The sequence below is a fragment of the Romboutsia sp. 13368 genome (genome assembly GCF_018336475.1).
Taxonomy (GTDB): domain Bacteria; phylum Bacillota; class Clostridia; order Peptostreptococcales; family Peptostreptococcaceae; genus Romboutsia.
In genome coordinates, this window is record NZ_CP048741.1 from 356,998 (window position 1) to 359,376 (window position 2,379).

At 29.2% G+C, this 2,379-nt stretch carries 5 protein-coding genes; all 5 read left to right on the plus strand.

Features of this window, described 5'->3' with window-relative positions; translation table 11 throughout:
• On the plus strand, positions 1–87 hold an 87-nt coding region (locus G3997_RS11765; RefSeq protein WP_442971222.1), incomplete at its 5' end, for a hypothetical protein.
• Between the two features lie 15 nt (positions 88–102).
• A complete protein-coding gene (locus G3997_RS01425) occupies positions 103–699 on the plus strand; it encodes an ABC transporter ATP-binding protein (protein WP_330616159.1) in 597 nt (198 codons plus the stop codon).
• Positions 700–731: 32 nt separating this feature from the next.
• Positions 732–1,058 (plus strand): ATP-binding cassette domain-containing protein, encoded by a 327-nt coding sequence (locus G3997_RS11360; RefSeq protein ID WP_330616160.1) that lies wholly within the window; start codon positions 732–734, stop codon positions 1,056–1,058.
• 32 nt (positions 1,059–1,090) lie between these two features.
• Positions 1,091–1,645, plus strand: a complete 555-nt coding sequence (locus G3997_RS11365; protein WP_330616161.1) for an ABC transporter ATP-binding protein — start codon at positions 1,091–1,093, stop codon at positions 1,643–1,645.
• Between the two features lie 160 nt (positions 1,646–1,805).
• On the plus strand, positions 1,806–2,379 hold a 574-nt coding region (locus G3997_RS01435; protein ID WP_296646952.1), incomplete at its 3' end, for an energy-coupling factor transporter transmembrane component T family protein.

Sequence of the window (2,379 nt, forward strand, 5' to 3'; positions counted from 1 at the left end):
GTTACTATAGGAATATTAGGGACTTTATTATTATCAACTTACTCTAAAGCTAAGATAAAAACAGGAAGTTTAAGAGTTGAAGAATAAAAGAAAGGAGATATCATGAAAAAAAAGATTATAGAGTTTAAAGACTTTAGCTTTAAATATAGAGTACAAGTTGAACCAATGGTTAAAAATATAAACTTGACGATATATGAAGGTGAAAAAGTACTTATAGTTGGACCATCAGGGTCAGGTAAGAGTACATTAGCGCACTGTATAAATGGACTTGTACCATTTTTCTATGAAGGTAATATAACTGGTACATTAAATATAGATGGTAAAAATGCTGAAGAKATGAATATATTTGAGCTATCTAAGGTTGTTGGAACGGTACTTCAAGATCCAGATAGCCAACTCATAGGACTAACAGTAGGTGAAGATATCGCTTTTAAACTAGAAAATTACTGTGTAAGCCAAGATGAAATGATTGATAAAGTAGAAAAGTCTGCAAGTTTAGTAGATATAAAGAATGAAATTGATGCATCGCCATATAAATTATCTGGTGGTCAAAAGCAAAGAGTAACTTTAGCAGGTGTAACAGTAGATGAAGTCAAGATACTTTTATTTGATGAACCTTTAGCAAGCTTAGACCCAGCTACTGGTGAGAGTGCTATAGAATTAATAGATAAGTATATAATAATGAAAAACAGATATTAAAAAATGTATCTTTCAAGATAAATAAAGGCGATATGGCAGCTATAGTAGGAAGAAACGGTGTGGGAAAATCTACTATATCTAAATTAGTATGNNNNCTAGAAAATTACTGTGTAAGCCAAGATGAAATGATTGATRAAGTAGAAAAGTCTGCAAGTTTAGTAGATATAAAGAATGAAATTGATGCATCGCCATATAAATTATCTGGTGGTCAAAAGCAAAGAGTAACTTTAGCAGGTGTAACAGTAGATGAAGTCAAGATACTTTTATTTGATGAACCTTTAGCAAGCTTAGACCCAGCTACTGGTGAGAGTGCTATAGAATTAATAGATAAGTATATAATAATGAAAAACAGATATTAAAAAATGTATCTTTCAAGATAAATAAAGGCGATATGGCAGCTATAGTAGGAAGAAACGGTGCGGGAAAATCTACTATATCTAAATTAGTATGTGGTTTTTATAAACCAAATAGCGGTAGGATATTATTTAACGGACAAGATATGGTGAACTATACTATAAAAGAGCGTTCTGAAAAAATTGGATTTGTGATGCAAAATCCTAATCAAATGATATCTAAAACTATGGTATATGATGAAGTTGCATTTGGACTTAAGGTTAGAGGTATACCTGAAAATGAAATAAAAGAAAGAGTATATGAAACTTTAAAGATATGTGGACTATATGGATTTAGAAATTGGCCAATATCAGCTCTTAGCTTTGGACAAAAGAAAAGGGTGACTATAGCATCTATATTAGTTTTAAATCCGGAAATGATTATACTTGATGAGCCTACAGCAGGTCAAGATTTTAAACATTATACGGAAATAATGGAGTTTTTAGCGGATTTAAATAAAAAAGGTGTAACAATACTAATGGTTACTCATGATATGCATTTAATGTTAGAGTACACTAATAAAGTTATAGCTTTATCTAAAGGTGAAAAATAGCAGATAACGTTCCTGCATATATATTAACAAATAGAGAAATTATAGAAAAAGCAAATTTAAAAGAAACATCACTACATCAATTAGCTTTAAAATGTGGTATACAAGATACTACTAAATTTGTAAATAGATTTATAGATTATGATAGGAGGGTTAGATAAATATGAACTCAGAAATGTTATCATATATAAAAAAGGACTCGCCTATTCATAAGTTAACAGGTGCTACAAAGTTAATATGTTTTTTACTTTGGACGATAGCAGCTATGATAACATATGATACAAGGGTTTTAGTTGGATTATTTGTATTTGGAATAGTGGCATTTAAAGTATCTAAAATAGAGTTTAAAGAAATATCTTTTATACTTTACTTTATACTATTTTTCTTATTATTAAATGCTTTATTAATATTTGTATTTTCTCCATATCAAGGAAATGAAATATATAGTACTAAGACAGTATTATTCCATTTAGTAGGTCCATATTCAGTAACAAAAGAACAATTATTTTATGAATTCAATGTTATATTAAAATACTTTGCAACAATACCTATGGCWTTTTTATTTATRCTTACAACCGACCCAAGTGAGTTTGCTGCATCATTAAATAAAATAGGTGTTAATTATAAGGCTGCATATTCTATATCTATAGCTTTAAGATATATACCAGATATTCAAAAGGATTATAAAGATATAGCATTTGCGCAACAAGCAAGAGKTACCGATTTAGTTATAAATA

What these genes read in the sequence shown, in the direction of transcription:
- G3997_RS11365 (WP_330616161.1), top strand. Translation starts at nt 1,091, where the DNA reads ATGGCAGCTATAGTAGGAAGAAACGGTGCGGGAAAATCTACTATATCT.